Origin of the sequence: Rhodococcus sp. NPDC060086, from assembly GCF_042730275.1 — a bacterium.
In the GTDB taxonomy this organism is placed as follows: domain Bacteria; phylum Actinomycetota; class Actinomycetes; order Mycobacteriales; family Mycobacteriaceae; genus Rhodococcus.
The window spans coordinates 60967-86519 of record NZ_JBHWWZ010000004.1 but is presented as its reverse complement, the minus strand read 5'-3'; the positions used below and the strand labels follow the sequence as shown (position 1 = coordinate 86519).

Annotated in this window: 29 protein-coding genes and 1 pseudogene; 14 read left to right on the top strand and 16 right to left on the bottom strand. The window is 66.3% G+C overall.

All coding sequences use genetic code 11. From position 1 onward, the window contains the following. The first annotated feature begins 4 nt into the window (after nt 1–4). Complete coding sequence (locus ACFWB0_RS04395; RefSeq protein WP_378489210.1) at nt 5–1897, top strand: propionyl-CoA synthetase; 1893 nt, start codon at nt 5–7, stop codon at nt 1895–1897. Between the two features lie 28 nt (nt 1898–1925). Here the strand turns inward: ACFWB0_RS04395 and ACFWB0_RS04390 are convergent, their stop codons facing one another. From ACFWB0_RS04390 to ACFWB0_RS04380, 3 genes are read right to left on the bottom strand one after another with little or no spacing between them, the layout of a single operon-like run. After that, nucleotides 1926–2198, bottom strand: coding sequence for a DUF3618 domain-containing protein (locus tag ACFWB0_RS04390; protein WP_378489209.1), 273 nt, complete (start codon nt 2196–2198; stop codon nt 1926–1928). Next, nucleotides 2195–2620 carry a phage holin family protein gene (locus ACFWB0_RS04385; protein ID WP_378489208.1) on the bottom strand — a complete coding sequence of 142 codons (426 nt, stop codon included), beginning with the start codon at nt 2618–2620 and terminating at the stop codon, nt 2195–2197. Before ACFWB0_RS04385 ends, ACFWB0_RS04390 begins: the two co-directional genes overlap by 4 nt. Next, nucleotides 2617–3714 carry a YihY/virulence factor BrkB family protein gene (locus ACFWB0_RS04380; protein ID WP_378489207.1) on the bottom strand — a complete coding sequence of 366 codons (1098 nt, stop codon included), beginning with the start codon at nt 3712–3714 and terminating at the stop codon, nt 2617–2619. Before ACFWB0_RS04380 ends, ACFWB0_RS04385 begins: the two co-directional genes overlap by 4 nt. Nucleotides 3715–3789: 75 nt before the next feature. On the opposite strand from ACFWB0_RS04380, the gene ACFWB0_RS04375 reads away from it, so the two are divergent. From ACFWB0_RS04375 to ACFWB0_RS04350, 6 genes are all read left to right on the top strand, one after another. After that, nucleotides 3790–4296, top strand: a complete 507-nt coding sequence (locus tag ACFWB0_RS04375; protein WP_378489206.1) for a flavin reductase family protein — start codon at nt 3790–3792, stop codon at nt 4294–4296. 33 nt (nt 4297–4329) lie between these two features. Further along, entirely contained in the window at nt 4330–5091 is a 762-nt protein-coding gene (locus ACFWB0_RS04370) for a pyrimidine reductase family protein (RefSeq protein WP_378489205.1), read from the top strand. 115 nt (nt 5092–5206) lie between these two features. Further along, nucleotides 5207–5779 carry a dihydrofolate reductase family protein gene (locus ACFWB0_RS04365; RefSeq protein ID WP_378489204.1) on the top strand — a complete coding sequence of 191 codons (573 nt, stop codon included), beginning with the start codon at nt 5207–5209 and terminating at the stop codon, nt 5777–5779. Nucleotides 5780–5804: 25 nt separating this feature from the next. Then, nucleotides 5805–6299, top strand: coding sequence for a CinA family protein (locus ACFWB0_RS04360; protein ID WP_378489307.1), 495 nt, complete (start codon nt 5805–5807; stop codon nt 6297–6299). Nucleotides 6300–6360: 61 nt separating this feature from the next. After that, nucleotides 6361–6567 carry a hypothetical protein gene (locus tag ACFWB0_RS04355; protein ID WP_378489203.1) on the top strand — a complete coding sequence of 69 codons (207 nt, stop codon included), beginning with the start codon at nt 6361–6363 and terminating at the stop codon, nt 6565–6567. Nucleotides 6568–6627: 60 nt separating this feature from the next. After that, nucleotides 6628–6849 (top strand): hypothetical protein, encoded by a 222-nt coding sequence (locus ACFWB0_RS04350; protein WP_378489202.1) that lies wholly within the window; start codon nt 6628–6630, stop codon nt 6847–6849. 7 nt (nt 6850–6856) lie between these two features. Here ACFWB0_RS04350 and ACFWB0_RS04345 read toward each other — a convergent pair whose 3' ends face one another. Next, complete coding sequence (locus ACFWB0_RS04345) at nt 6857–8656, bottom strand: acyl-CoA dehydrogenase (protein ID WP_378489201.1); 1800 nt, start codon at nt 8654–8656, stop codon at nt 6857–6859. Nucleotides 8657–8793: 137 nt separating this feature from the next. On the opposite strand from ACFWB0_RS04345, the gene ACFWB0_RS04340 reads away from it, so the two are divergent. Then, entirely contained in the window at nt 8794–9279 is a 486-nt protein-coding gene (locus ACFWB0_RS04340) for a hypothetical protein (RefSeq protein ID WP_378489200.1), read from the top strand. A 3-nt stretch (nt 9280–9282) separates the two neighbouring features. Here the strand turns inward: ACFWB0_RS04340 and ACFWB0_RS04335 are convergent, their stop codons facing one another. Next, nucleotides 9283–9906 (bottom strand): class I SAM-dependent methyltransferase, encoded by a 624-nt coding sequence (locus ACFWB0_RS04335; RefSeq protein ID WP_378489199.1) that lies wholly within the window; start codon nt 9904–9906, stop codon nt 9283–9285. Between the two features lie 114 nt (nt 9907–10020). Here ACFWB0_RS04335 and ACFWB0_RS04330 point away from each other — a divergent pair, with 114 nt between their 5' ends. Then, complete coding sequence (locus ACFWB0_RS04330; RefSeq protein WP_378489198.1) at nt 10021–10254, top strand: hypothetical protein; 234 nt, start codon at nt 10021–10023, stop codon at nt 10252–10254. A 102-nt stretch (nt 10255–10356) separates the two neighbouring features. Here the strand turns inward: ACFWB0_RS04330 and ACFWB0_RS04325 are convergent, their stop codons facing one another. From ACFWB0_RS04325 to pdxH, 5 genes and pseudogenes are all read right to left on the bottom strand, one after another. Continuing rightward, a complete protein-coding gene (locus tag ACFWB0_RS04325; RefSeq protein WP_378489306.1) occupies nt 10357–10722 on the bottom strand; it encodes an FKBP-type peptidyl-prolyl cis-trans isomerase in 366 nt (121 codons plus the stop codon). A 9-nt stretch (nt 10723–10731) separates the two neighbouring features. Beyond that, a pseudogene (locus tag ACFWB0_RS04320) lies at nt 10732–11079 on the bottom strand (FKBP-type peptidyl-prolyl cis-trans isomerase); the annotation flags it as partial. Nucleotides 11080–11132: 53 nt separating this feature from the next. After that, nucleotides 11133–12431 carry a citrate synthase gene (locus ACFWB0_RS04315; RefSeq protein ID WP_378489197.1) on the bottom strand — a complete coding sequence of 433 codons (1299 nt, stop codon included), beginning with the start codon at nt 12429–12431 and terminating at the stop codon, nt 11133–11135. 221 nt (nt 12432–12652) lie between these two features. Further along, entirely contained in the window at nt 12653–13591 is a 939-nt protein-coding gene (locus tag ACFWB0_RS04310; RefSeq protein WP_378489196.1) for an aldose 1-epimerase family protein, read from the bottom strand. A 144-nt stretch (nt 13592–13735) separates the two neighbouring features. Beyond that, nucleotides 13736–14419 carry a pyridoxamine 5'-phosphate oxidase gene (pdxH, locus tag ACFWB0_RS04305; protein WP_378489195.1) on the bottom strand — a complete coding sequence of 228 codons (684 nt, stop codon included), beginning with the start codon at nt 14417–14419 and terminating at the stop codon, nt 13736–13738. A gap of 173 nt (nt 14420–14592) precedes the next feature. On the opposite strand from pdxH, the gene ACFWB0_RS04300 reads away from it, so the two are divergent. The 4 genes from ACFWB0_RS04300 (at nt 14593) to ACFWB0_RS04285 (ending at nt 18780) form a co-directional block, all read left to right on the top strand. After that, the gene (locus ACFWB0_RS04300) at nt 14593–15720 is read left to right on the top strand and encodes a citrate synthase 2 (protein WP_378489194.1); all 1128 of its coding nucleotides are present in this window, start codon (nt 14593–14595) and stop codon (nt 15718–15720) included. Nucleotides 15721–15787: 67 nt separating this feature from the next. After that, nucleotides 15788–16909, top strand: coding sequence for a phosphoserine transaminase (gene serC / locus ACFWB0_RS04295; RefSeq protein ID WP_378489193.1), 1122 nt, complete (start codon nt 15788–15790; stop codon nt 16907–16909). A 249-nt stretch (nt 16910–17158) separates the two neighbouring features. Beyond that, nucleotides 17159–18049: a septation protein SepH gene (gene sepH / locus ACFWB0_RS04290; protein WP_378489192.1), complete on the top strand. Its 891-nt coding sequence runs from the start codon at nt 17159–17161 to the stop codon at nt 18047–18049. A 23-nt stretch (nt 18050–18072) separates the two neighbouring features. Then, the gene (locus tag ACFWB0_RS04285) at nt 18073–18780 is read left to right on the top strand and encodes a DUF6928 family protein (protein WP_378489191.1); all 708 of its coding nucleotides are present in this window, start codon (nt 18073–18075) and stop codon (nt 18778–18780) included. Nucleotides 18781–18792: 12 nt separating this feature from the next. Here ACFWB0_RS04285 and ACFWB0_RS04280 read toward each other — a convergent pair whose 3' ends face one another. The 4 genes from ACFWB0_RS04280 to ACFWB0_RS04265 are packed head-to-tail and all read right to left on the bottom strand — an operon-like array spanning nt 18793 to nt 21889. Further along, the gene (locus ACFWB0_RS04280; protein ID WP_378489190.1) at nt 18793–19068 is read right to left on the bottom strand and encodes a DUF2537 domain-containing protein; all 276 of its coding nucleotides are present in this window, start codon (nt 19066–19068) and stop codon (nt 18793–18795) included. Further along, nucleotides 19065–19895 carry a TrmH family RNA methyltransferase gene (locus ACFWB0_RS04275; protein WP_378489305.1) on the bottom strand — a complete coding sequence of 277 codons (831 nt, stop codon included), beginning with the start codon at nt 19893–19895 and terminating at the stop codon, nt 19065–19067. Before ACFWB0_RS04275 ends, ACFWB0_RS04280 begins: the two co-directional genes overlap by 4 nt. Nucleotides 19896–19941: 46 nt before the next feature. Continuing rightward, on the bottom strand, nt 19942–20373 hold the full coding sequence (locus tag ACFWB0_RS04270; RefSeq protein ID WP_378489189.1) for a MarR family winged helix-turn-helix transcriptional regulator: 432 nt from the start codon (nt 20371–20373) through the stop codon (nt 19942–19944). A gap of 46 nt (nt 20374–20419) precedes the next feature. Then, a complete protein-coding gene (locus ACFWB0_RS04265) occupies nt 20420–21889 on the bottom strand; it encodes an NCS2 family permease (protein ID WP_378489188.1) in 1470 nt (489 codons plus the stop codon). A 79-nt stretch (nt 21890–21968) separates the two neighbouring features. Between ACFWB0_RS04265 and ACFWB0_RS04260 the strand changes: the two genes are divergently transcribed. Next, nucleotides 21969–22217 carry a DUF2530 domain-containing protein gene (locus ACFWB0_RS04260; RefSeq protein WP_378489187.1) on the top strand — a complete coding sequence of 83 codons (249 nt, stop codon included), beginning with the start codon at nt 21969–21971 and terminating at the stop codon, nt 22215–22217. Nucleotides 22218–22244: 27 nt separating this feature from the next. Here the strand turns inward: ACFWB0_RS04260 and ACFWB0_RS04255 are convergent, their stop codons facing one another. Both ACFWB0_RS04255 and ACFWB0_RS04250 read right to left on the bottom strand, forming a co-directional pair. Next, the gene (locus ACFWB0_RS04255) at nt 22245–22793 is read right to left on the bottom strand and encodes a phosphatase PAP2 family protein (protein ID WP_378489186.1); all 549 of its coding nucleotides are present in this window, start codon (nt 22791–22793) and stop codon (nt 22245–22247) included. Then, nucleotides 22790–25552, bottom strand: a complete 2763-nt coding sequence (locus tag ACFWB0_RS04250) for a sacsin N-terminal ATP-binding-like domain-containing protein (protein ID WP_378489185.1) — start codon at nt 25550–25552, stop codon at nt 22790–22792. The genes ACFWB0_RS04255 and ACFWB0_RS04250 overlap by 4 nt, the downstream gene beginning before the upstream one ends. Between the last annotated feature and the right edge of the window lies 1 nt (nt 25553).

Here is a 25553-nt window from a genome sequence, read left to right as displayed (position 1 = left end):
ACCGATGAGCTCGTACGAGGACGCGTTCCGGCAAAGTGTGGACGATCCGGAGGCGTTCTGGCTCGCCGCCGCGCAGGGAGTCGAGTGGGACACCGCTCCGACACGCGCCCTCGACGACGCGCAGGCGCCGTCGTACAAGTGGTTCCCGGACGGCACCCTCAATACGAGCGTCAATGCTCTCGACCGGCACGTCCAGGCCGGTCACGGCGACCGCCCTGCGCTGATCTGGGATTCGGCGATGGTACCCGCGAAGCGCACGTACACCTATGCGGAATTACTCGACGAGGTGGCCACGTTTGCCGGCGTCCTGCGCGATCAAGGCGTCGCCCCCGGCGACCGCGTGATCATCTATATGCCGATGATCCCCGAGGCTGCCATCTCGATGCTCGCCTGCGCGCGCATCGGCGCGGTCCACTCGGTGGTCTTCGGCGGTTTCGCTGCGAAAGAACTCGCCACCCGCATCGACGACGCGCAACCGGTCCTGCTGGTGACCGCCTCCGGTGGACTCGAGCCCGGGCGCACCATCGAGTATCTGCCGATGGTCGAGCAGGCAGTGCAGTTGTCGCAGACTCCCCCGCACACCGTGATCGTGAAAGACCGCGAGCAGATTCCCGGTTCGGCAGCCGACTACAAGGCTTCCGCAGCGGCGTGGTTCGACTGGGACGAATTGGCCGCCGACGCATCCCCGGCCGACCCGGTCAGCGTGGCGGCCACCGACCCGTTGTACATCCTGTACACCTCGGGCACGACCGGGAAGCCGAAGGGCGTGGTCCGCGACAACGGCGGTCACGCGGTCGCGCTCACCTGGTCGATGCGCAACATCTACGACATCGCTGCAGGCGACGTGTGGTGGACGGCCTCCGACGTCGGCTGGGTGGTCGGCCACTCGTACATCGTGTACGGACCGCTGCTGGTGGGCGCGACGACGGTGATGTACGAGGGCAAGCCCGTCGGCACCCCCGACGCCGGCGCATTCTGGCGGGTCATCTCCGAGTACGGGGTCAAGGCGCTGTTCACCGCGCCGACCGCGATCCGGGCCGTGCGCAAGGCAGACCCGAACGCAGAGGAACTCGAGAAGTACGACATCTCCTCGATGCAGACGCTGTTCGCGGCCGGGGAGCGACTCGACCCGGACACGTACGAGTGGGCGACGAAGGTGCTCGAGCGTCCCGTGGTGGATCACTGGTGGCAGACGGAGACGGGCTGGGCCATCGCCGCGAACCTGCGCGGACTCGACCCGATGCCGCTCAAGGCCGGCTCCCCCACCGTTCCTGTCCCGGGATATCGCGTCGAGATCGTCGATGCGGAAGGCAAACAGGTCGAGGCGAACACGGAGGGCAACATCGTCGTGCGTCTGCCGTTACCGCCCGGCACCCTGGCCGGGCTGTGGCGCGACGACGACCGCTACCGCCGCTCGTACCTCGACACCTTCCCCGGCTACTACCTGACAGGTGACTCCGGTTTCATCGACGAGGACGGTTACGTGTTCGTGCTCGGACGCTCCGACGACGTCATCAACGTTGCCGGGCACCGCCTTTCCACCGGCAGCATGGAGGCCGTGGTCGCGGGGCATTCCGCGGTCGCCGAGTGCGCCGTCGTCGGTATCCGAGACGAACTCAAGGGGCAGCGCCCGTCCGGTTACGTCGTGCTCAAGGCCGGTGTCGACATCGACCACGAAACGCTGCGCCAGGAACTGGTGAAGATGGTCCGCGACCAGATCGGTGCCGTTGCCACGTTCCGCGACGTGACCGTAGTGGAGGCGTTGCCGAAGACCCGCTCGGGCAAGATCCTGCGAAAGACGATGCGTCAGATCGCTGATCACGAGAAGTACACAGTGCCGTCGACGATCGAGGACCCTGCGGTGCTCGAAGCGCTGAAGAAGCAACTCGGAGGCTGACGGCCCCAGCTGTCACGAACGTCAGCCGTCAGCGGCGTCGTCGTCTCCATACGAGTACGACGACGACCGCGGCGAGCGCCCCGGCTGCGAGCACGAGCAGATCGGGACGCTCGCGCACCGCCTCCATGCGCTCGTCCGCCGCATGCTTCACACGGGTGGGCACGTCGAGTCTGTCGGCAAGTTCGCCCACGGTCGCGGCAAGTTCCGCGCGTTGCTGCTCGATCCCCTCCTCCGCGGGCAGTGAGGATGCGGGATTGCGAGAGTCGTTGTTTCCCTGGTTGTTCGACACAGCATCACTCATCGGACTGCTCCCTTCGCTGCGGCTACATCGGCACGAACACTGTCGGCGGTGCGCTCCGGGATCGGAGGCGCTGCATTCTTCGCCTTCGACGCCCCGACCGCAGCGAGGATCCCGCCGATCGCGAGCACCGCGACGGCCACGATCAAGGCGGCCAGCCACGGATCCAACGCGGTCGCCAGACCCAGCACACCGGCTGCGATCAGAGTGGCGAGACCGAGATACAGCAGGAGGGCTCCGGCGCCGGAAATTCCCGCTCCGATTCCGATACGGGTGCCCTTCGATTTCACTTCGTCGAGGGCGTGGGTGACTTCGGTACGCACCAGCGTGGACACCTGTTCGGTGAGGCGCTCGGTGAGTTCCACGGTGGACAGGCCGGCCGGTTGCTCCGCGACATGGCGGGGTCCGTTCGAGTGCGTGGTCATCTTCGGTTTCCTTCCGTATTGCGGTCGGCTTCGCCGCGGTGGGAGGTGTCGTGCTCGGCTCGCAGCCGTCGGCCTTCTTCGATGAGTTCCCGATGCTTCGCGTCGTTCTTCTCGATGACACGTGTGTCACGTTCGGGCAGCTGCAGACTGCTCTCTGCTTCGATTCCCGCCTGCAGTTGGCGTCCGCGCTCGAGTTCCGCGTCGAACTCCGCGCCGAACAGCAGTGCAAGGTTCGTGATCCACAACCACAGAAGGAAGATCACCGCGCCGGCGAGGGATCCGTACGTCTGGTTGTAGCTGCCGAAAGTGGACACGTAGAAGGCGAAGAGCACCGAGGCGAAGATCCAGGTCAGGATCGCGATGAGAGAGCCGAGGCTGACCCACCGGAACTTCGGTTGCGCCACGTTGGGTGTCGCGTAGTACAGCACTGCCACGATCAGCACCACGAGGATCAGCATCACCGGCCATTTCGCGATGTTCCACACCGTGACCGCGGTGTCACCGAGCCCGATCGTGTCGCCGATGGCACGCGCGATCGGCCCGCTGACCACCAGCATCAGTGCGGTCGCGCCCGCAGCGACCAACGCCAGCGCCGTCACGACGAGCATCAAGGGCCGAAGCTTCCAGATCGGCCGCCCCTCCTCGATCTCGTAGATGCGGTTCATCGCACGACCGAATGCGCCGACGTAGCCGGACGCCGTCCACAGCGCGCCCACCACACCGATGAGGAGAGCGACACCTGCGGTCGGTGCTTGGACCAGCTGTTCGATGGGTCCGCGCAACGTGTCCACCGCCGAGGACGGACCGAGATCCTCGACCATCTTCAGCAGTGTGTCGACCGTGGCCTGCCCCTGCCCGAACACGCCCAGCAGCGACACCACCACCAGCAACGCCGGAAACAGCGACAGCACGGCGTAGTAGGTGAGTGCCGCCGCCAGGTCCGTACATTGATCGCGGCTGAACTCACGAGCCGTGCGGCGGAGCGCATACTTCCACGACGGGGTTCTCAGATCCGTCGGTGAGTCGGGTTTGCGTGGATCGTCGGGTGACGGAGTTCGTGTCGACGCAGCCTTCGAACCCTCTTCGTCCGTCATGACTACTGGAGTACCGCGCCGACAGCGGACTCAAACGCGGGACTCGAACGCGCATCCCAGCGGTACGCTTTGCTCATGTCCGGCAGCATCAGTGGTTCCACCGAAGGCTTCTCGGCGATCGTGTCGAAGCTCGACTACCCGATGTTCGTCGTCACGGCACGAGCGATGAACGAACGCAGTGGGTGCCTGGTCGGTTTCGCGACGCAGACCGCGATCGATCCGCCGCGGTTCCTCGTCGGCCTGTCCGACAAGAACCGCACTTTCCGTGTGGCGGGGGCGGCCGAACACCTGGCGGTGCATGTCGTCGATCGGTCGAACCTGGAGCTCGCTGCACTGTTCGGCGAGAAGACAGGCGACGAGGTCGACAAGTTCGCGCAGTGCGCGTGGAGCGAGGGGCCACACGGGCTGCCGATCCTCGACGAGGCGGCCGCGTGGTTCACCGGAGCAATCATCGGACGAGCCGAACTGGGCGATCACATCGGGTTTCTTCTCGAGCCTGATCTCGGTGAGGTGCGCGTCGACCTGGACGATCTCGTGACGTTCCAGAATGTTCGCGACCTGGATCCCGGGCACGGCGCGTGACCACGCATCGATAGTCGTGGTCTGATCGACGGTATGCAGCGACTCGACGATCCCAGCACTCCGACCCAGCTCCTCGACGACGCAGACCTGCGCGAGTTGTACGCGTATCCGAGAGACCTCACGCAGCCGTGGATGCGCGTGAACTTCGTGTCCTCACTCGACGGGGCGGTCGCGGTGGACGGGCGTTCGGGCGGGCTCGGGACACCTGCCGACAAGTTGGTCTTCGGAATGCTCCGCGAACTCGCCGACGTGATCCTCGTCGGTGCGGGCACCGCGCGCACCGAGAACTACGGGGGCGCACGTACGAGCGAGGCCTTACGCGAGCGCCGTGCAGCAGCCGGATTGTCGGCGGTGCCGCCGATCGCGGTGGTCACGGCATCGGGCAACCTCGACCCGGGAATGCGGCTGTTCACCGACACAACCGTGCCGCCGATCGTGTTCACCAGCAGCGCGGTATCCGAAAAAAAGCGCCGCAGCCTCGCGGATGCCGGCGCCGACGTCCGCGTCATCGCCGCCGACGACATCAGCGGCGATGCACTCGTCGCCGCATCGACCGAGGCCGGATGGAATCGGATTCTCTGCGAGGGCGGTCCCCGGCTCTTCGGTCGCATGATCGCAGACAACGTCGTCGACGACCTGTGCCTGACCTTCACACCGGTGCTCGCGGCCGGATCGGCAGACCGTATCGCCCACTCCCCCGCGTCCGCCGTCACCGCCATGCGGCGTGCTCATCTCGTGTGCGACGACGACGGCACGATCCTCACCCGATGGGTACGCGATTCTCCAGCCGGGTAGCCAGTAGCAACTTTTGCGTCGAAACAGGCCGAATGTGCTGGCATCGGGGGCATTCTCGTTCTAGCGTGGCTGTTCGATCAGGTCTCGGTCTGTACCCACTTTCGAGGAGGACTGCGTGCGCACACTGACCTATTACGTCGCGACGACACTGGACGGATTCATCGCCGATCCGTCCGGCGGCTTCGAATTCTTCCCGGTCGAGGGCGATCACATGTATCACCTGATCGAGGAGTACCCCGAGACTCTGCCCGTGCACGTGCGCGACCAGCTCGAGGTCACTGCGCCGGGCAAGCACTTCGACGCGGTCGTGATGGGTCGACGCACATGGGAACCGTCGCTCAGTGCCGGCCTCACCAGCGCCTATCCGCATCTTCAGCAGTACGTCTTCTCGAAGACTCTGACCGAGGCTCCGGACGACACCGTCACCCTCGTCTCGACCGACCCACTCGAATACGTCCGCAATCTGAAGCAGCAGGACGGCAGGGGAATCTGGCTGTGCGGTGGCGCGACACTCGCAGGTGAACTGCTCCCCGAGATCGACGAGCTGATTCTGAAAGTCAATCCGATCGTCTCGGGAAACGGGATCCCGCTGTTCCGAACCGGATTCGAGCCGCGCTACTTCGAACTGACGGAAAGCCGCGTGTTCGACAGCGGTGTCGTCGTCAACCGGCTCGCAGCGAAGCGCTGAGGCCGACGAGAACGGAATGGCACCGATGGACCACGATCACGATGTCGTCGAAGGCACCGATCTCTCCGATGCACTGATCGACGAACTGACAACGCTCGCATCCGATCGCAGCGTCACGATCGGATGCGCGGAATCCTTGACGGCAGGCACCCTGGCGGCGCGACTCGGAGCGGCCGAAGGCAGTTCCGGGTGGTTCCGCGGCGCGATCGTGGCGTACTCGCGATCCGTCAAACATGGATTGCTCGATGTCCCCGAAGGCCCGGTCGTGTGCGAGTCGGCAGCCCGCGTGATGGCCGAGTCCACAGCACGTCTGCTCGACGCCGATATCGTCGTCGCGGTCACCGGCGCCGGCGGTCCTGAACCACAGGACGGACGCCCGCCGGGCACGGTGTGTTTCGCAACAACCGGGCACACCGGAACACGCTCCGAAGAACAGCATTTCGACGGAGACCCGGAAAACGTATTGGCACAGACGGTGCGTCACGCCCTGAAATTGCTGATCGCGCGGATGACCGACTGACGGCCGAGCAGCACCGAAAGTCGCGTGCGCGCGCCCAGCGCCGTCATCTACTCTGCACGGCATGCGCGTCGAATTCACCAAGGGGCCCGGTACGAGTTACGAGATCGCCGTACACCGCGAGACCGGCGCGGCACTCGCTCCTCGTAACGGCCCCGGCGGTCACCCCTATCTCCCGCACGACCTGCTGCACCTCCTCGCCGAAATCGAGGCAGGAATTCCGCTCGGCGTCTTCGGGCAACTCGCTTCCGGCGACAACGGTCTGTTCTGACCCGCCGACCCCGCAGAACGCACCAAGGCTGCGCGCCGTCGAAAAATCAAGGCACCCAATATGTCTCCGCAGGAGAAGGCCGACATGGCCCGATCCGAGGAGCTCGTCGGGGTGGCGTTACCCGTCTGGGAGTACCGACGCGGCCACGCGGAGGAACTGCCGCCGTCGATGACGGACGACGCAGTTCCCCCGCTGGTCGAGCGGATCGTCGCCCGGTTCGACGACTACGCCGACCGCTGGTACGCCCTGCGTGTGGGAGACACGCTCTCGGTGACCTGGTGACGCCGGGTCAGAACACGCTCGGCGAGACGTCGAGCGTCGTACGGTCGAGGCTCGAGAGCAGATCGAACTGCGGGCCGGTCTTCGGCAGCTCGAAACGATAGAAGTACCGCGCCGCTGCACGCTTGCCGTCGAAGAAGTCGCCTTCACGCTCCCCCACCGCCAGCAGCTGCTCGAGCCAGATCCAGGCCACCACGACGTGGCCCACCGCTTCGAGATACACCGACGAATTCGCGAGTGCTACAGACGGATCTCCGGTCGACCACAAAGTTGCAGTCGTCGCCGCGACACGTTCGGTCGCGGTACTCAGCTGCGCTGCGTATTCGGCCACGTCGCCGCCGGACGCGAGCGCCTTCTCGACGGTGGCGCCGATCGTCTCACCGAGAAGTACGAGTCCGGCCCCGCCCTGCATGACGACCTTGCGTCCCAGTAGATCCATGCCCTGGATCCCGTGTGTGCCCTCGTGAATGGGGTTGAGCCGGTTGTCGCGGTAGTACTGTTCGACGTCGAATTCACGGGTGTAGCCGTAACCACCGAGAACCTGAATCGCGAGGCTGTTGGCCTCGAGACACCACTGCGACGGCCAAGACTTCGCGATCGGGGTGAGCACGTCGAGCAGCACACCGGCCTTGGCTCGTGCATCGTCGTCGCTCGCGGTGCGCTGTTCGTCGACGAGCTTCGAGCAGTACAGCCCAAGAGCCATCGCACCCTCGACATACGACTTCTGCGCGAGCAGCATGCGTCGGACGTCGGTGTGCTCGATGAGCGGAACCTGAGGGGACGCCGGATCTTTCGCCCCGAGCGGCCTCCCCTGAGTGCGGGTGCGCGCGTAGTCGAGCGACTGCAGGTAACCCGCGTAGCCCAGTGAGGTCGCGAGGAACCCGACGCCGATCCGCGCCTCGTTCATCATGTGGAACATGTACTGCAGGCCCTTGTGGGGCTCACCGAGGAGGTAGCCGACGGCCCCGGCTTCTCCCCCCGGCGTGACGGCACCCTCGCCGAAGTTGAGCAGCGCGTTGGTCGTGCCGCGGTTGCCCATCTTGTGGTTGAGGCCCACCAGCGCGACATCGTTGCGGTCGCCCAGTGTGCCGTCGTCGTTCACCAGGAACTTCGGCACGATGAACAGCGAGATGCCCTTGACCCCGGCGGGACCGCCGGGAATCTTCGCGAGCACCAGGTGGACGATGTTCTCGGTCAGCTCGTGATCTCCACCGGAGATCCACATCTTCGTTCCGGTGATCCGGTACGTGCCGTCGTCGGCCGGGACGGCCCTGGTCGTGATGTCGGCCAGCGACGACCCCGCCTGCGGCTCCGACAGGCACATCGTGCCGAAGAATCGGCCTTCGAGCATGGGCGGGACGAACGTCGCGATCTGATCCTCGCTGCCGTGTGTGACGAGCAGGCTCGCGTTGGCCGCGGTGAGGAACGGGTACGACGAGGTTCCGGCATTCGCTGCCTGGAACCATGCCATCGATGCCCGCAGCAATGTCATCGGCAACTGCATTCCGCCGAGCGACTCGTCGAAGCCGCCTGCGATGAGCCCGGCCTTGGCGAACAGGTCCAGGGCGTCCTTCACCTCGGGAATGATCTCTACGACGCCGTCCTCACCGATCCGAGGCTCCTGAGCGTCGGCCTTTTTGTTGTGCGTCGCGAAATGTTTGGTGGCAAGATCGGCACTCAGGTCGAGGACGGCATCGAACGTGTCGCGCGAATGCTCGGCGAAGTGCTCCCGCGACGTCAGCGATCCGACGTCGAGCCAGTCGTAGAGCAGGAAGTCGAGGTCGCGACGGGACAGGACGGGAGCGGGCACGGACGATCCTTATGTTCGGAGTTGCAGTTACTTCGTGAGTCGAACACCGTGTTCTTCAGAACCATCCCAGTACACCAACGGGCGTGCATGATGTCCAGCAGACGCAATGTTCTGTCGACGTTCGATACGGAGAACCGATGAGCGATGAGATCGTGGTCGAGCACGAGTCGATCGTCGATGCGCCGAATACCGTTGTGTGGGCGCGTGTCACGAGCGCAGAAGGCATCAACGACGAGCTTGCGCCGATACTCGCGATGCGCATGCCCCGCTGGGCCCACACACTCACCGAGGACACCGTTCCCATCGGGCGCCCGATCGCCCGGGTCCCGCTGTTGCTGTTCGGCGTACTGCCGGTGGAGTACGACCACCTGACCATCGCCGACTTCGAACCCGGCCGCCGATTCCACGAGAAGTCGACGATGATGCTCATGCGACGCTGGGAGCACGAACGCACACTGGAGCCGGTGTCGCCGGAAAACACGCGGGTGCACGACCGGCTCACGTTCGAACTCCGCATTCCCTTGTCGCGGGTTCCGGGTGCTCAGGCGGTCGCGCGCCGCGTGATTGCCACTTTGTTCGCGCACAGGCATCGGCGGCTGGCGCAATTCTTCGAAAGGTCCTGACGCTTACACAGGCTGCCGACGTGCAGTGATGGCGCCGTGCGGTCTGTGACCGCTTGCCGTTCGTGTGTGGGCTTCGGTCACCTCGAAGCCGGCCACAGCGAGTTCTCTGCCGAGTTCTTCGACCGGCCATCGATACGCAGCGGTCACGGCATGGTCGAAGGCCTCGACGGCCGGTCCTTCGAAGAAACCCACCAGCAATGCGCCGCCCGGCCGAATCACGCGCGCGAACTCGGCGAGCGGCATTCGGATGTCCGCCGGAGCATGGTGGATGAGCGAATACCACGACAGCACCCCGCCCAGCGACCCTGTCGCCGCGTTCAATTTCTCGAACCGTCCGAGCTCGAAAGAGAGTTGGGGATACTCGCTGCGAGCGCGGTCGACGAATTCAGGCACCAGATCGATCCCGCTCGCCGCAGATCCGCACCGAGCCAGAAAGTCTGTCCACTGCCCCGGACCACATCCGGCGTCGAGCACCCGGCCTGTCAGTGTGTCTGCCCAGCTGCGCACCAGGGCCTGATCGCACGGGTGTGTCGAGCCGATGGTGCCGAAGAGATCGACATACTCCCGGGATCTGGCCGAGTACGAGTCTCGCACGGTGTGGATCGGTGAGGCGTCCGCGTTCTCCATGCGGTCGATGATCGCCCACCGGGTGCGCCGAACCCACCCCTGGGGTGGGTTCGACCGACGCGTCCTACGACGCATTCTTGTTCCAGTCACCACACCCCGGCCCAGGAGAACCGAATGTCGAAGCACCACAAAGCTTTCGCCGCCACCTTCATGATCGCCGCAGCGCTACTCGGCGGTACCGCGACCGCCGCCGCCGATTCGATGTCCGATCACGACGATGATCACAAGAGAGGTTGCGCCATCTTCGTCGAGAACCACCGCGGGGACGTCGAGGTCGAGTACGTCCGGACCGGCACCCGTAGCGGCGACTTCGTGTGTCGCATCAACGGCGAGTGGGAGCACCGCTGACCGGCCCCTCCAACGGCAGAAACGACCGGGAAATGCGCGCAGGCCCCGCATCACCATGGATGCGGGGCCTGCGTTCAGATGTGTATCAGCGCGCTGCGCGGATCAGTTGGTGCCCATGAGGTCGATGACGAACACCAGGGTCTTGCCTCCGAGCTGATGACCGGATCCGGCCGGACCGTACGCGAGCTCCGGCGGTACCGTCAGCTTGCGACGTCCGCCGACCTTCATGCCGGGGATGCCCTGCTGCCAGCCCGGGATGAGGCGAGCGAGCGGGAAGGCGACGGACTGGCCGCGGCTCCACGACGAGTCGAACTCCTCGCCCGTGTCGAACTCGACGCCCTTGTAGTGCACGTCGACGGTGGCTCCGGGCTGAGCCTCGGCACCGTCGCCGATCTCGATGTCTTCGACGACCAGCTCGGTCGGGGCCGGACCCTCGGGCTTCTCGATCACCGGCGGCTCCGGCGGCACCTGGACGCCGAGCAGATCTATGATGAACACCAAGGTCTTGCCGGACAGCTGGTGCCCCGACCCTGCCGGACCGTACGCGAGCTCCGGGGGAATCGTCAGCTGGCGTCGCCCGCCGGCCTTCATACCGGGGATGCCTTCCTGCCAACCGGCGATCAGACCCGCGAGCGGGAAGCGAATCGACTCACCGCGGCTCCACGACGAGTCGAACTCCTCGCCCGTGTCGTACTCGACACCCACGTAGTGGACGTCGACGATTGCGCCCGGAACGGCCTCTGCCCCGTCGCCGACGGTGATGTCCTTGACCACCAGTTCGGTGGGGGCAGGCCCCTCCTGGAATTCGATCTCCGGCTTGGTCATAGGTCTAACTCCCTCGTCGAACGGTCGATCGTCTCACTCATGGTGGATGGCACTCAGCGTGCGTCGAGTCCCTGGTAGTCGCGCTCGGTGTAACCGGTGTAGATCTGGCGCGGACGGCCGATCTTCAGAGTCGGATCCGAATGCATCTCACGCCAGTGCGCGATCCAGCCCGGCAGGCGACCCAGCGCGAACAGCACGGTGAACATGCGGTCCGGGAAGCCCATCGCCCGGTAGATCAGGCCCGTGTAGAAGTCCACGTTCGGGTACAGCTTGCGCTCGATGAAGTACTCATCGGTCAGCGCGGCTTCTTCGAGCTTCATCGCGATCTCGAGCAGCTCGTCGCCGGCGCCGAGCTTGTTGAGAATCTTGTCCGCGGTCTTCTTCACGATCGCAGCACGCGGATCGTAGTTCCGGTAGACGCGGTGCCCGAAGCCCATGAGCTTCACGCCGTCTTCCTTGTTCTTGACCTTGCGCACGAACTCGCTGACGTCACCGCCGGAGAGCTTGATCTGATCGAGCATCTCGAGCACGGCCTGATTGGCGCCACCGTGCAGGGGGCCCCACAACGCGTTGATTCCGCCCGAGATGGAGGTGAACAGGTTGGCGTCGGACGAGCCGACCAGCCGCACCGTCGAGGTCGAGCAGTTCTGCTCGTGGTCGGCATGCAGGATCAGCAGCATGTCGAGCGCCTTGGCGATCTCGGGGTCGATCTCGTACGGCTCGGCCGGGAACCCGAACGTCATGCGCATGAAGTTCTCGACCAGCGACAACGAGTTGTCGGGGTAGAGGAACGGCTGACCGACGGACTTCTTGTACGCGTACGCAGCGATCGTCGGAAGCTTGGCCAGCAGACGGATCGTCGACAGCTCTACCTGCTCGGTGTCGTCCGGGTCGAGCGAGTCCGGGTAGTACGCGGACAACGCGTTCACGGCACTCGAGACCACCGGCATCGGGTGCGCGTTGCGCGGGAATCCGTCGAAGAAGCGCTTGAGGTCCTCGTGCAGCAGCGTGTGCCGGCGGATCTGATCGGTGAAGACATCGAGCTGGTCGGTGGTCGGCAGCTCACCGTAGATCAGCAGGTAGCTGACCTCGATGAACGTCGACTTCTCCGCGAGCTGCTCGATGGGGTATCCGCGGTACCGCAGGATTCCCTTCTCGCCATCGATGTATGTGATCGCCGACTTGGTGGAGGCGGTGTTGACGAAACCGGGATCAAGGGTGGTGTACCCCGTGTCCGCAAGGAGCTTGCCGAGCTCGATGCCGTCATTGCCTTCCGTCGCCTTGGCGATAGCCATTGTGTGCTCGCCACCGGGGTAGCTGAGGGTGGGCTGTGTGTCATTCTCAGCGGGCACGAAGGATCCCTCTCAAGCTCAGACCTACCAGAAACTTCCGAACATTCACGTAGAACCTAACGGTTCAGTGGCCGCAGCGCGGAGGCAGGGTCGGTCGAAAGTCCCGGAACGGTGCGTCACACCCACCGTCGACGGGAGCTCGACTTCCTCCTCCGAATCCCAGGGGGGAGGTCGCTGCACACCGCTCACCAGCACCGATCGTACGCGGCGTGCGGCAGAACTCATCTGTCGGCTTCGTATCCTCGCAGTCCCCATCGTCCGCTCCACCGTTCCCCCGACTGCAGGACCAGCAGGTCGATGCCGAGGTTGAACGCGTCGGGTGGGCACGTCATCGGGGCGAGCACGAGCGCACGGGGTTCGGCGTCCTCGATCGTCGTCGCCTGGAGCCATCCGAAGCCCGGACCGGTCCAGAGTTCGACTCCTCGGCCGTCCGGTCCGCACAGCCGGTGCCGGGAGTTGCCGTCGAGATCCGCGTCGAGAGCACTGAAGGGAACATCGAGGTGCACACCCTCGAGAGACCTCGGCCGGGTGAAGTCGTACTCGGTGTCCGTGACGGACTGCGAGTATGCAGCGGGCAGGGCCCGCGCGCGGTCGAGTGGCATTCTCGTCCCGGCCGCCACCTGCAGCGTGCACTCGTCGAGCGGGATGTCGCCGACCCGCAGGTACGGGTGCACTCCTACCCCGAACGGCGAGTGGTACCCGCCGACGTTCGTCGCAGTGTGGGTGACGGTGAGACCATCCGGGCCCAGCTCATGCGCGACCGTCAACCGCAGTTGGTAGGGCCAGCCCTTGTGCAGCCCCACTTCCAGCGTCTGCTGAATCCTCGAATCGGTGAGTGCAGAGACCTCCCAGCTCCGATACCAGGCGAGACCGTTCACCGCGGCGCCCCGCTCGGAGTCGGTGAGGGCGAGTTGATGCTCGATTCCATCGAAGTAGAAGTGCCCGTCGCGGATGCCGCCGGGCCACGGTGCGAGCACCGCGCCGCCGTAGTTCAGTGGGGGCTCGTGGCCGCCGGGGGTCTCGACCAGCCGGTAGGGCTGCACCGATCCCTGCGTGTACGAGGGGTCGTCGTAGTCGAGTGCGAGCAGTGCGGCACCGGTACCGGACACCGTGGCACGGTATCCGCCACCTCGGATCGAGTGGTGGAGCGGCTCGGACATGATCTTCAGTGTGCCTGCCGGGCACGGTCTCCACGGCCGATTCGGCCTGCCCGTTCAGTGTCTCTGTATCGTGCGCCGAACATGTCGAGTGTGCAGTCGTCCTGAATCCGCCCGGCGTGTCGCGACAACAACTGCGCACTCGAATCACGGCTGCAGCCGCTGGGTATGCCACCGGCCGTCGACGAGCCTGGTACGCACGCGGTTGTGCATCCGGTTGGGTCTGCCCTGCCAGAATTCGACGAAGTCCGGGGATATCCGGAAGCCACCCCAGAACGGGGGCACGGGAATGTCGTCGTCGATGCCGAACCGATCACCGGCCTCGACGAGCGCGTGATCGAGGTCTGCGCGCGACGCGACGGGCTGCGACTGCGCAGACGCCCACGCACCCAGTTGTGAGCCGCGCGGCCTGGTCCGCCAATAGGTCTGCGTCTCCTCGGCCGAGACACGGGTGACCGGGCCCCGGATACTGATCTGCCGGTGCAGCGGCAGCCACACGAACGTCGCCGATGCGTACGGCACCGCGCCGAGGTGGCGTGCCTTGTCGGAGCCGTAGTTGGTGAAGAAGGTGACGCCGTCGGTGTCGATTCCTTTGCACAGCACCGTTCGGGTCGCGGGGTGGCCGAGTTCGTCGACGGTGCCGAGGACGATGGCGTTCGGTTCGGGAACACCTGCGGATACCGCGGCCGCCAGCCAGCGTCGTGCACACGGAAGCCAACCGTCATCGAGGTCTCCGGGACCGAGATCGATGTCCGGCGACTCCTCCACCGGAGCGGACGGTGTGTAGTTCACACGCATCGACGCGAACGGGTTCTGCGGATCCTGCTGCACGATGTGAAGATACTCCGAGTACTCGTGCCGGTCCGGCCGGTCGTACAGGGTCGTGGGCGACTAGAGTTCTTCACGACGACCGATTGAGTTGCCGATCACAAGACTGCGAACTCATTGCACCGGCAGTGCCGCCCGGACCGGGCCGCACCTGAACGAGGAGAAGCCAGACCGTCATGGCATCACACGCGCCCGTACCCGAAGACTTCGTTGCCGGACTCGAAGGTGTCGTGGCTTTCACCAGCGACATCGCCGAACCCGACAAAGACGGTGGCTCGCTGCGATACCGCGGTGTCGACATCGAAGAACTCGTCGGCAGAGGCGTGACCTTCGGCGACGTGTGGGCACTGCTCGTCGACGGCGAATTCGGCCGCGGACTACACCCCGCCGAGCCGTTCCCGCTGCCCATCCACACCGGCGACGTACGCGTCGACGTGCAGGCCGGCCTCGCCATGCTCGCACCCATCTGGGGCTTCTCCCCGCTGCTCGACATCGACGACGCCACTGCCCGCGACAACCTCGCACGCTCCGCAGTGATGGCCCTGTCGTACGTCGCGCAATCGGCACGCGGCATCTACCAGCCGGCCGTGCCTCAGGCCCGCGTCGACGAGGCACAGACCGTCACCGAACGCTTCATGGTGCGCTGGAAGGGCGAGCCCGACCCGAAGCACGTCGAGGCCATCGACGCCTACTGGGTCTCCGCCGCCGAACACGGCATGAACGCCTCCACCTTCACCGCCCGCGTCATCGCCTCGACCGGTGCCGATGCCCCGGCCGCCCTGTCGGGCGCCGTGGGTGCGATGTCCGGTCCCCTGCACGGCGGCGCACCGGCACGCGTACTGCCGATGATCGAGGAAACCGAGCGCAGCGGCGACCCGCGCGCCATGGTCAAGGGCATCCTCGACCGCAAAGAGAAGCTCATGGGCTTCGGCCACCGCGTGTACCGCGCAGAAGATCCCCGCGCCCGTGTCCTGCGCGCGACCGCCAAGCGACTCGACGCCCCCCGCTACGAGGCCGCTGCCGCTCTCGAGCAGGCCGCACTCGCCGAGCTGCGTGAGCGTCGCCCCGACCGCGCAATCGAAACGAACGTCGAATTCTGGGCTGCGGTCATCCTGGACTTCGCCGAGGTTCCCGCCGCGATGATGCCCGCGATGTTCACGTGCGGCCGTACCGGCGGCTGGTGCGCGCACATTCTCGAGCAGAAGAAGCTCGGCAAGCTGGTGCGTCCGGCAGCGATCTACACCGGTCCCGATCCGCGTTCCGCCGAGACGGTCGCGGGATGGGATTCGATCACACATCGGTGATCGGCGGCGCAGGGCGGTTTAGACTACTTCCTGCACTTGTCCCTCGACGCTTAGGACACGCTTTCCGATGGCTGACGCTTCACCGATCATTCCCGCCGATCTCAAGCCCGCCGACGGCCGCTTCGGCTGCGGCCCCTCCAAGGTCCGCCCCGAGCAGCTGCAGTCGCTGGTAGACGTCGGCGCTTCGGTGTTCGGCACCAGCCACCGCCAGAAGCCCGTGAAGGACGTCGTGGCGCGTGTCCGCTCCGGTCTGCGCGACCTCTTCTCGCTGCCCGAGGGCTACGAGGTGGTGCTCGGCAACGGCGGCACCACCGCGTTCTGGGATGCCGCAGCATTCGGCCTGGTCCGCGAGCGTTCGCAGCACTTCACGTACGGCGAGTTCTCGTCGAAGTTCGCGACCGTCACGAAGAACAACCCCTTCATCGGCGACCCGATCGTCGTGAGCGCCGATCCGGGCTCGGCTCCCGAGATCGTTGCCGACTCGTCCGTCGACCTGATCGGCTGGGCGCACAACGAGACGTCGACCGGTGTTGCTGTGCCGGTGTCGCGTCCCGCGGGCTCCGAGAACGCGCTGATCGCGATCGACGCCACGTCGGGCGCGGGTGGTCTGCCCGTGAACATCGCCGACACCGACGTCTACTACTTCGCGCCGCAGAAGTGCTTCGCGGCCGACGGCGGCCTGTGGATCGCGCTGATGAGCCCCGCTGCGCTCGAGCGTGTCGCCGAGATCAAGGCGTCGGGCCGGTTCACGCCGGAGTTCCTGTCGCTGCCGATCGCTGTCGACAACAGCAGTAAGGATCAGACCTACAACACTCCGGCGCTCGCGACGCTGCTGTTGTTCGCCGACCAGATCGAGTGGATGAACAGCAACGGCGGGCTGGACTGGACGGTTGCGCGCACGAAGGATTCGTCGTCGCGTCTGTACGAGTGGGCCGAGGCCTCCGAGTTCGCTACGCCGTTCGTCACCGATTCGGCTCTGCGGTCGCAGGTGGTCGGCACCATCGACTTCACCGAGTCGGTCGATGCGGCAAAGGTCGCAAAGATCCTGCGGGCCAACGGCATTGTCGACACCGAGCCGTACCGCAAGCTCGGCCGGAACCAGTTGCGCGTCGGCATGTTCCCGGCGATCGATCCCGAAGACATCACGCAGCTGACCAAGAGCATCGACTGGGTCGTCTCCCAGCTCTGATCTCCACAGCCCTGACTTCACAGCGCTACTCACACGAGGGCCGGACCCGTACGCGGGTCCGGCCCTCGCGCCATTCCCGAAACTCTCAACCGAACATCGAGACATAATCGGCAAACTTAGGACCATAACGCCCCCGAGAGGATTTCTTGTGACCCGACTCGGCGTGGCGCGGCGTGTTGACCGCCCGGATCGAGGACAACTCCGATAATCTCGGGCAAGTCGATCGCGAGCCGGCGCGAGGAGGTCAGTGTGCGAGAACTGAAGGTGGTGGGTCTCGAGCCGGATGCTAAGCATGTGGTGCTCGCGGACCCCACAACGGGGGACAAGTTTCGCATTCCGGTCGACGACACACTTCGTGCCGCTTCGCGCGGCGACCTTGCCCGACTGGGGCAGATCCAGATCGAAACCACCAGCGCACTCCGCCCGCGGGAGATCCAGGCCCGCATCCGGGCAGGCGCGTCGGTCGAGCAGGTTGCCGAGGAGGCCGGGATCCCGCTCTCGAAGGTCGAACGTTTCGCGTATCCGGTACTGCTCGAGCGTTCCCGCGCGGCCGAGATGGCACAGAAGGGTCATCCGGTTCGCCCCGACGGCCCCACGGTGCAGACGCTCCTCGAGATCGTCTCGCAGGCATTCCGTTCACGCGGCCACAACCTCGACGACGCGACGTGGGATGCATGGCGCGACGACGACGGGCACTGGGTCGCTCAACTCGAGTGGCAGGCCGGTCGTTCCAGCAATGCTGCGCACTGGCGCTACCAGCCCGATGCGCACGGCGGCACCATCGCCGCACTCGACGACATCGCTGCAGATCTCGTCGACCCGGATTGCGGTCGTCCTCTCCGCTACCTGACGCCGGTGTACTCCTCGCGCGACACCGACGACACGGTGGAGACCGAACCCGAACGGTTCGTCGCTGCGCCGGCCGACGCGGTCGTCATCGACCGGCAGCCGGAGCCCGCCGACCACGAACCCGACGTGGCCGAGACCGCACGGACGATTCCCGTCGTCGCCGACCACGAACCCGACGCGGCCGCGGCGGCCAAGCCGGCAGCGAGCGCGAACAAGGACAAGCGCGGCAAGCCCGCGTTGCCGTCGTGGGACGATGTACTGCTCGGCGTCCGCAGCAACGGACGCGCCTGAGGGCCGAGCCGATGGCGGCGGTCGTGTCGACACTCTGGTACGTCGACTCCCCGGATCCTGCTGCAGTACTGCGTAATTCGACTCCCGACCGCGATACCGCGCACGCTGTGCTCGCGCGACTGTATCCCGATCGGCACGCCACAGCGGTCGGTCGCGCGACACTCACCCAGGTGGCTGCGGGCAGGGGAGCCGACGATGCCGACTTCGACGACAACACGATCTTCGTCGGCAGCTTTCCCGGTGTCACCGTGGTGTGCAGCCGCGAACTCGCCCACCGGCGTCCCTCCGCGGTGGGCGACAAGTGGCTGCACACACTCGCCTCCGAGAACATCTACCTGATCGTGTCCGACGCCGCCGGAGGGTGGGGTTCGTTCGGCGCATGGGAGCGAGGCACGCTCCGGCGCGCATTCGGCGCCGGAGCGATCGAGTTCTACGAGGACGAAGGCATCCCGTTCGTGTGGGAACGTCCGTACTGGTCTGGCGAACACCCCATGCGATGGCCGTCCGGGGCCGTTCCGCATCCCGAAGCGCTGCCGTTCCATCCCCGCCGCCTCGTCGAAGCCGCCAACGCCGCGTGGCTCGGCTTCCGGTATGTCGGTCGCGGCGACGACGAACCCGATCCGGGCGACATCCAGGTGTGGAGTTTCACCCTGTGTCCATCGGGAGAAGCAGCACCGCCTGCTGCGCAACAGACCAGGCAACCCTGGTGGCGTCGCGCGGTGGGCTTGTAGTTCTCGCCGCGCTCACCCGAACAGCAACACGCCCCACGCCACGGGCACTGCGGCAGCGATGCCCATCGACACCCACCGCCACACCGGTCGCCGGCGCCAGACCAGGAGGGTCGGTGTGGCCCCCGCGACAGCAACGACATTGACGAACACCGCCACCGCGGGATGGATGTCGACGAGTACCTCTCCGATCGCGATGAACGTGACCACCGTCATCGCGAAGACGAACGCGGTCAGCGTCAGCCCTGTCGACCACGGGGTGGTCGGCGCGGGCACGGACGCCGCACTCACCGCGGGATCCGAACCCGCTCGTAGAACGCCATCGCCGCGGCCGTCGCCACATTGAGGGAATCGGTTCCCGTCGCCATCGGGATGCGAGCACGCACATCGGTCGCGCGCATCGCGGACTCGGTCAGCCCCGGTCCTTCCGCGCCGAGCAGCAACGCCACCTTCTCCCCCGTCATCGCCTCGGCCAGCGGTACCGCTTGAGGATTCGGGGTCAGCGAAATCAGCTGGAAGCCCCGGTCACGCAGCGTATCGAGGTCGTACGGCCAGTCGTCGAGGTGTGCGAACGGGACGCGCAGGACATGCCCCATCGACACGCGCACCGCACGACGGTACAGCGGGTCGGCGCAGCCCTTACCGAACAGCACTGCGTCGACGCCGAATCCTGCCGCGTTGCGGAACATCGACCCGATGTTCTCGTGATCGTTGATGCCTTCGAGCACCGCGACAGTAGTGGCCTTCTCGATCACCTCGACGACGTCGAGCGGCCGGGGCCGATACGCGACCCCGAATACGCCTCGATTGAGGTGGAAGCCGACCACCTCGGCCATGGTGTCCGCGTCGGTCCGGTAGAACGGCACCTCCGGTGACAATCCCGCCCATCCCCCGTTATCGCACACAGCGTCGGCCAGTTCACCGAGACGGCGATCGACGCCGAGCATGGCATGCAGCGGGAAGCGGGAGTCGAGCATGCGCTGGACGACCAGTCCGCCTTCGGCGACCACCAATCCCTTGCCGCCGGGCAGATCAGGACGGCGGTCCGAGGAATTGAGGTCGCGGAAGTCGTCCAGCCGGGGGTCGGCGGGATCGTCGATGTCGATGACGTGAACCACCACCACATTCTCCCAGCCGGAGACGTGATCGCCGCATCGGAGTCGGCTAGCCGTCCTCGGACACCAACTCCGTCAGGATGACCACGGCGTCGCGCAGGGTCGCGACACTCGCGTCGTCGAGTCGGGCGAGCCGTTCGGTCAACCACTCCTCGCGCGCTTGGTGCTCGTCCATGAGCAGGCTGTCTCCCACAGGCGACAGCTTGACGATGATCTGCCTGCCGTCGGTGGGGTGCGGAGTGCGCTCCACCAGACCGAGTTCGTTCAGCGACGCGATCACACGGGTCATCGACGGCGGCTGAACCCGTTCGCGGGAGGCGAGCACCCCGGGGGTCATCGCCCCCTCCGTCCGCAATGTCTGCATCGCCGACAGTTGGGTCAGAGTGACTCGGGAATGGCTGCGCTGCCCCCGTAGATGACGCGTCAAACGCACCACAGCAAGCGCGAGGTCGCCTGCGAGTGCCCGTGTGTCCGAGATCATGGCGAGGACAATACGGGACAGACCGGACCTTCGACCCGCCGCTGTGTCAGGTGAGCAGTTCCGTGAGTGGATCGACGGAGAAGTACAGCGCGAACAGCGCCGCTACCACCCACAGCAACGGATGGACGGTGCGTGCCTTACCGCTCACCGCGTGGAGGACGACCCAGGTGATGAAGCCGACGCCGATGCCGTTGGCGATCGAGTAGGTGAACGGCATGACCATGATCGTCATGAACGCGGGGAGAGCGATTTCGAACTTCGTGAAGTCGATGTCGCGGACCTGTCCGATCATGAGCGCACCGACGACGACGAGCGCGGGCGCCGCCGCCTCGATCGGCACGACCTCGTAGAGCGGGGTCAGGAACATCGCAAGCAGGAACAGCAGACCCGTGACGACGTTGGCGAGGCCGGTACGGGCGCCTTCCGCGATACCCGACGCGGACTCGACGAACACCGTGTTGGACGATGCGGACGCACCACCACCGACGATGGCGCCTGCGCCTTCGACCACGAGCGCCTTGCCGATACCCGGCAGGTTGCCGTCCTTGTCGGTGAGTCGAGCTTCCTTTCCGAGGCCCGTCATGGTGCCCATGGCGTCGAAGAAGTTGGCCAGCACGAGGGTGAAGACGAGCAGCGACGCGGCGATCACGCCGATACGAGTGAATGCGCCGAACAGGTTGACGTCACCCACCAACGACAGGTTCGGGATGCCGAAGAAGGAGTCGGGTGCAGCAGGAAGGCCGAGGTTCCAGCCCTTCGGGTTGGTGCCCTGCGACGGCCCCACCTTGGCGATGGCCTCGACGATCATCGCGACGATCGTCGTGGTGATGATGCCGATGAGCAGGCCGCCGGGGACCTTCTTCACCACCAGCACGCCCATGAGGAGCACGCCGAACACGAAGACGAAGGTCGGCCACGAGGCGATGGAACCGTCGATGCCCAGCCCGACGGGGACGGTGGTCCCGGCCGCGTCGGGGATGCGCCGCACGAATCCGGCGTCGACCATGCCGATGAACGCGATGAATGCACCGATACCGGCCGCGATCCCTGCCTTGAGTTCCTTCGGAATCGCGTTGAACACGGCGGTACGGAAACCGGTGAGGGCGAGCGCGACGATGATGATGCCATCGATGACGACCAGACCCATCGCTTCCGGCCACGTCACCTGGGGAGCGATCGTCACCGCGAGCAGGCTGTTGATGCCCAGGCCGGCGGCGATCGCGAACGGGTAGTTCGCGACCACACCGAAGATGATGCTCATCAGACCCGCCACGAGCGCGGTGACCGCGGCGACCTGGTTGACCGGCAGGATGTTGCCCAGGACGTCGATCTTCGCGGTCGCGTCCTCAGCGGAGAAGCTGCCGAGAATCAGGGGGTTGAGCACCACGATGTACGACATCGCGAAGAACGTGACGAGGCCGCCACGCACCTCCCGCGAGACCGTCGAACCTCGCTCGGTGATCTTGAAATACGTGTCCAGAAATGATGATTTCTTGGAATCGGTGCCTACGGCCATGTCCACTTTTCCGCTCGTCGAGTACCGTGCGTCGCAACGGATGAAGATTATTGCAGCGGTGAGGTTCTAATCTGCAATCGTGAGAAACTCAGAAAACATCGCCGCGCGTATCCGGATCTTGGCCGACCCCCGGCCCGCACTGGCGATCGGAACCGCGTTCTGGGCGATCGCCTCGCTCGTGGTCCTGTTCGCCGACGACCGATGGTCGGATGCCCTGCCCGTGTGTATCGCCGGAATCATCGTGGGGCTCTTGGGAACTTCTCTGTTCCTGATTCAGCGGTCGGCGTCGCGTCGCGGTCGGAGGGGTGCACAGACAGGCCTGGACTGAACATCGCAACGGGCCACGTATCCCGCGCTATCGGCGTCCACGCCTGCCCTGGATCCACGTGAGCAACCACACCCACGACAACGCCCAGGCGACACCGAGAATCCACCCGGCGACGACATCGGTCGACCAGTGCGCCGCGAGGTACACGCGGCTCGAGCCCACCAGCACCGTGTAGGCGCCGAGGCCGACGATCGCGGCCGTTCTACGACGATCGCCGCGAGGCCAGGTCCGGATCGCGACGACAGCGAGTGTCGTCGCGATCACCGCGCTCATCATCGCGTGCCCCGACGGAAACGACCACGTGGCGAGGTCCATCAACCGGTCCGGCTCCGCCGGCCGAGGCCGGTCGATCAGATTCTTCATCGCTGTCATCACGGGCCAGCCCGTGGCCACCGCTCCCCCGACGAGCAACGCGTCGGCCGGCCTGGATGCGCGCAGCAGGAGCATCACGGCAATCAGGGCGACCACGAAGTTCGCGACCCCACCACCGGTATGGGTGATCACGGTGAACACCGTGGTGAGCTCCGGGCTCCGAATGTCGAGGACCCAGTCGAGCACCACCTCGTCGAGTGTCACGAGCTGCGGGACAGCCCGGCGATCGCGCCCGGAAGGCCGCTACGCGTGCAGTGGACGGCGCCGGATGCATCGACCCACCACGGCACCTCTCGGTCGCCGGTGATCGCACCGGTGCAGCGCACCGTGAGCGACTCGTGCACCACCAGTGGCCGCGTGGGCAGCGGCAGCCCCACGGTGACCGCAGCGAGCACAGCCTCCGGTTCACGACTCCACGTCGTGGACCGGCCGTGCCCGGCCGGTTCGCCGGACACCACAGTCGACGCTGCAGCGATGTCGAGGAGCTCGGCAAGCGCGGCCGCGTGCGCGTGGCCGACGGCGACGAGCCGATCGGCCGGGATCACCGCAGCGAACCACGGTAGGTCGGCCACGAGGGCGTCTGCGGCATCGACGACGGTGCCCGCGAGGCTGCGGACCCCGGCGGGCAGGATCACGCCGTCGAGGTCGATGGTGCCTGCGGCGTAGCACTGCGCGAGGGCGGTGTGCACCGCGACCACGGCCGCCGGGCCTGGCCGACGCCCGAGGTCTGCGAGCCGATCGAGCAGGATCTCGGCGAGGTCGGGATCCTCGATCCGGGTTCCGGCCAGGCATGCGCGGAACGATCCCGCATCGGGATGTGTACACGGGTCGAGCAGACCCTCGAAATCAGCGTCGTCGACGTACCGGAGGTGTCCGAGCGGCTGGTCGCCGAGCACGGCGTAGTTGCGCAGCCACCACGCGGTATAGCCGTCGCGGTCGGTGAGTGTCGCGGCGGTGCCGGGCTCCGCGGCCAGCAACGCGAGGGCCCGGCCCCAGCGGGTCTCGTCGACGAGATCGAGATCGCGCACCGCGACGAGCGTCTCGGGGTCGGTATCGACGGTCTGCCACCACGTGTCCTCGTCGGGCAGGTCGTGGTCGGGTCCGGTCGGCAGCTCGGCTCGCAGCACGGTGAATCCCCAGCCGACACCGATTGCGCGCAGCGGTTCGGCGCCGTACTTCTCGACGAGAGCCGCATCGATCGTGCCGAACGGCGAATCCGCGACGAGGACCTCCTCGAGCGGCGCATTCGGGAGGAGCAGCTCGTCGGCGGGGACGAGTTCACCGTCTGCGTCGCGCAACAACAGCGCCCCGAGTTCGCGGGGCACGGCACCGGCGGGGACCTTCGCGACGAGCGTCAGTACGACGTCGGCGAGGTCCTCGGCCGTCTCTTCGTCGGGATCGTGGTGGACGTCGTCGATGGCCGCAGCGAGCGCCGGATCACCGAGGAGGTCTTCGGCGGTCACGGTGCCTGCGCCGAGCCTGGACAGCAGCGGGTGCGCTGCACCGGGATGCACGAGCCGCACCCACGGCAAGGAGAGGGGGCCGAGATCGTGCAGAACCGTGGTCCGCGGGCCCGTGACGGTCCGTCCGTCGGACAGCGGCACGGGTAGCGCCGCGAGTTCCTCCGCGGTGACCGCGTCGACGACGAACGGTGTCAGTGCCTCGTACAACCGATTCCACCAGGCCGGCTCCCGGGAGTGCCCGGCAAGCAGATCGGCGACACGTGCGAGACCGATGCGGTGCACATCGACCGCTGCGAGCGCCGCCGCGTGTCGCGGCGAGCACAGCGACGGGGAGATCAGCCCGGGGACCACCTCGTCGAGGGCTTCGGCCAAGTCGTCGTCGAGTCCGGTCAGGGCCGTCGCACGGTCGGGTGCGAGGTCGTCTCCCCCACCTGCGGCAGGGAGCCACCTGGTGCGCCGCAACTCCTCGAACAGCGCCTCACGGATGCGTCCGTCGACCTCGCTGCGTGCGAAACCCGGTGTCGGCACCAGGTGGAGTCGCTGATCACCGGGCAGGGCCGCGACGAAGTCGGCGTATCCCTGAGCGAGATGGTCGACCGGCGCGCCCGGCAGCATCCGCCTGCGGTCCGGCTGCATCGGGACGTCGGCGACGACGAGCGCGGGCAACGACAGTTCCTCGTCCGATCGGGTGGGTGCGCGGAGCACGTCGTCGTGGACCGGCCGGACCACGCCGTCGACGACCGGCACGAGCCATCGGGCCACCGCACCGCGGTGCTCCCACCAGCAGTGGTCGCCGATACGTAGTTCTCGCAGCCCCGACTCGAGAATGCGGTCGGTTCGAACGAACTCGTCGTCGTCGATGACGATCGTCTGCAGCGCTGGCAGTTCGAGCAGCAGATCGATCGCCTCACGGCGGAAATCATCGAGCAGCGTCTCGGCATCGATCCCGGAACGGACGTCGAGCACCACTTCGGTGTCGCTGCCCGCAACCGGCTCGGTCGCGCTCGGCCACGCCAGACGCAGCGTCGGCACGTTGCCGTCGGGAACGATCAATCCGTGTTCGACCAGGACGTCACGGGTCTGCGCGGCGGAGAACCTGACGGCCCCGGTGCGCGACCGCACCTCGACCTCATCGGAAATCGCGAGAACCGCAGTGAATCCGACTCCGAACCGCCCGACACCCCCGGTCTTGCTCGACGCACGCAACGCGGTGAGTGCCTGCACGCCGGTCTCGTCGAGGGGCGCTCCGGTGTTGGCGATGTGCAGGCACGTTCCGACCTGCCACACCCGCAGGGTGCCCGGAATTCCGGCACGACTCGCAGCGTCGGCCGCGTTCTGTGCCAGCTCCGTCAGAACTCGGTCGCGGTATCCGGCGCGGACGAGATCCGTTTCGGTGGCGATGTCCTCCCGCAGACGCGTCGGCGACGACCGCCACGCGGCAACGAGACCGTCGCGGAGCGCCGCGGTGCCGAAGGGATCCGCGGCGTCGGAGACCTGCACG

Excerpts from the sequence above, each read along its gene's own strand:
- ACFWB0_RS04310 (WP_378489196.1), bottom strand. The coding sequence starts at position 13,591 with ATGTCCGAGCCGCTCCACCACTCGATCCGAGGTGGCGGATACCGTGCC.
- ACFWB0_RS04385 (WP_378489208.1), bottom strand. The coding sequence starts at position 2,620 with ATGACCACGCACTCGAACGGACCCCGCCATGTCGCGGAGCAACCGGCC.
- ACFWB0_RS04335 (WP_378489199.1), bottom strand. The coding sequence starts at position 9,906 with ATGGAGAACGCGGACGCCTCACCGATCCACACCGTGCGAGACTCGTAC.
- ACFWB0_RS04395 (WP_378489210.1), top strand. The coding sequence starts at position 5 with ATGAGCTCGTACGAGGACGCGTTCCGGCAAAGTGTGGACGATCCGGAG.
- ACFWB0_RS04390 (WP_378489209.1), bottom strand. The coding sequence starts at position 2,198 with ATGAGTGATGCTGTGTCGAACAACCAGGGAAACAACGACTCTCGCAAT.
- ACFWB0_RS04350 (WP_378489202.1), top strand. The coding sequence starts at position 6,628 with ATGTCTCCGCAGGAGAAGGCCGACATGGCCCGATCCGAGGAGCTCGTC.
- ACFWB0_RS04360 (WP_378489307.1), top strand. The coding sequence starts at position 5,805 with ATGGACCACGATCACGATGTCGTCGAAGGCACCGATCTCTCCGATGCA.
- ACFWB0_RS04265 (WP_378489188.1), bottom strand. The coding sequence starts at position 21,889 with ATGGCCGTAGGCACCGATTCCAAGAAATCATCATTTCTGGACACGTAT.
- ACFWB0_RS04330 (WP_378489198.1), top strand. The coding sequence starts at position 10,021 with ATGTCGAAGCACCACAAAGCTTTCGCCGCCACCTTCATGATCGCCGCA.
- serC (WP_378489193.1), top strand. The coding sequence starts at position 15,788 with ATGGCTGACGCTTCACCGATCATTCCCGCCGATCTCAAGCCCGCCGAC.
- ACFWB0_RS04300 (WP_378489194.1), top strand. The coding sequence starts at position 14,593 with ATGGCATCACACGCGCCCGTACCCGAAGACTTCGTTGCCGGACTCGAA.
- ACFWB0_RS04355 (WP_378489203.1), top strand. The coding sequence starts at position 6,361 with ATGCGCGTCGAATTCACCAAGGGGCCCGGTACGAGTTACGAGATCGCC.
- ACFWB0_RS04340 (WP_378489200.1), top strand. The coding sequence starts at position 8,794 with ATGAGCGATGAGATCGTGGTCGAGCACGAGTCGATCGTCGATGCGCCG.
- ACFWB0_RS04270 (WP_378489189.1), bottom strand. The coding sequence starts at position 20,373 with ATGATCTCGGACACACGGGCACTCGCAGGCGACCTCGCGCTTGCTGTG.
- ACFWB0_RS04375 (WP_378489206.1), top strand. The coding sequence starts at position 3,790 with ATGTCCGGCAGCATCAGTGGTTCCACCGAAGGCTTCTCGGCGATCGTG.
- ACFWB0_RS04370 (WP_378489205.1), top strand. The coding sequence starts at position 4,330 with ATGCAGCGACTCGACGATCCCAGCACTCCGACCCAGCTCCTCGACGAC.
- ACFWB0_RS04380 (WP_378489207.1), bottom strand. The coding sequence starts at position 3,714 with ATGACGGACGAAGAGGGTTCGAAGGCTGCGTCGACACGAACTCCGTCA.